Below are 1,032 nucleotides of genomic sequence, written 5' to 3' on the forward strand. Positions count from 1 at the left end.
GGGCGGGCTGGGCGTAGCGGCAATTGCCGCCATGCTTGCTTTGTTGCCGCGCACGGCGGGGTCGTCGAACAGCCCCGCCAGCCTGTCGCACGAGGTCCGCGTTTTGGGACGTCAGCAGGTCTGGACCTCGCTGATCCTGATGCTCATGCTGATGATCGGCCAGTTCGGCCTGTTCACCTACATCACCCCGACCTTGCTCGAAGTCACCGGCCTCGATGAGAGCCTGGTGCCCTGGGTGCTGCTGCTCAATGGCGTCGGCGCGACCATCGGCGTCTTCCTCGGCGGCAAGCTCGCCGACTGGAAGCTGATGCCGTCGCTGATCACCATGCTGTTCCTGCAGGCGGTGATGCTTGCCGTCATCTATGCCGTCAGCCCCTACCCAGTGCCGATGGTCGTCGCGATCGTCATCTGGGGCGGCCTCAACTTCGCCATTGGCGCGCCGATCCAGACCCGCATCCTGGCCTGGACGGCGGACGCCTCCAACCTCGCCTCCTCGCTCATCCCGTCAGGCTTTAATGTCGGCATCGCGCTCGCCGCGTCGCTGGGTGCGGCCATGCTCAATGCCGGCTATGGCTATCGCAGCCTGCCGGTGGTCGGCGCGCTGGCCATGCTGGTCGCGGTCGTCGTGGCGGTCGCATCGCAGGTCTGGGAAGGACGCAGCCGCGTGGCGCCGCCGCTGCCGGCGGCGGCTGAGTAGCGACGCCGTTGTCGCGAGCCGCTGCGCGCCAGGAAGCCCGGCAAAACAACGCGTTGCGACACCGCCCTGAATCAATTCTTCAGACCGGCAGGATTACAAGTCGATGCGGAAGCGCAGGCTCTCGGCGCCGCCATAGGCGGCATCCTCGAAGAAGCGGCCGACGAGCTTGCCGCCATTAGCCAGGATCACCTTGCGCGAGGTCGGATTGCCGGGCTTGGCGGTAATCTCGACGAAAGGCAGGCCGACCGCCCTCGCCTCGCCGAGCATCAGCCGCAGCGCCTCCGTCGCATAGCCGCGCCCGCGCTTCCACGGCACCACCGCATAGCCGATATGGC

General features: G+C 67.1%; 2 protein-coding genes. One reads left to right on the top strand and one right to left on the bottom strand.

The window, feature by feature from the left end; genetic code table 11:
* Nucleotides 1-697, top strand: a 697-nt coding sequence (locus EN745_RS35135) for an MFS transporter (protein ID WP_145992344.1), incomplete at its 5' end; no start/stop codon positions are given.
* 93 nt (nucleotides 698-790) lie between these two features.
* On the opposite strand, the gene EN745_RS35140 is transcribed toward EN745_RS35135, so the two are convergent.
* On the bottom strand, nucleotides 791-1,032 hold a 242-nt coding region (locus EN745_RS35140; protein ID WP_127423339.1), incomplete at its 5' end, for a GNAT family N-acetyltransferase.

Origin of the sequence: Mesorhizobium sp. M4A.F.Ca.ET.022.05.2.1, assembly GCF_003998845.1 — a bacterium.
Taxonomy (GTDB): Bacteria; Pseudomonadota; Alphaproteobacteria; order Rhizobiales; family Rhizobiaceae; genus Mesorhizobium.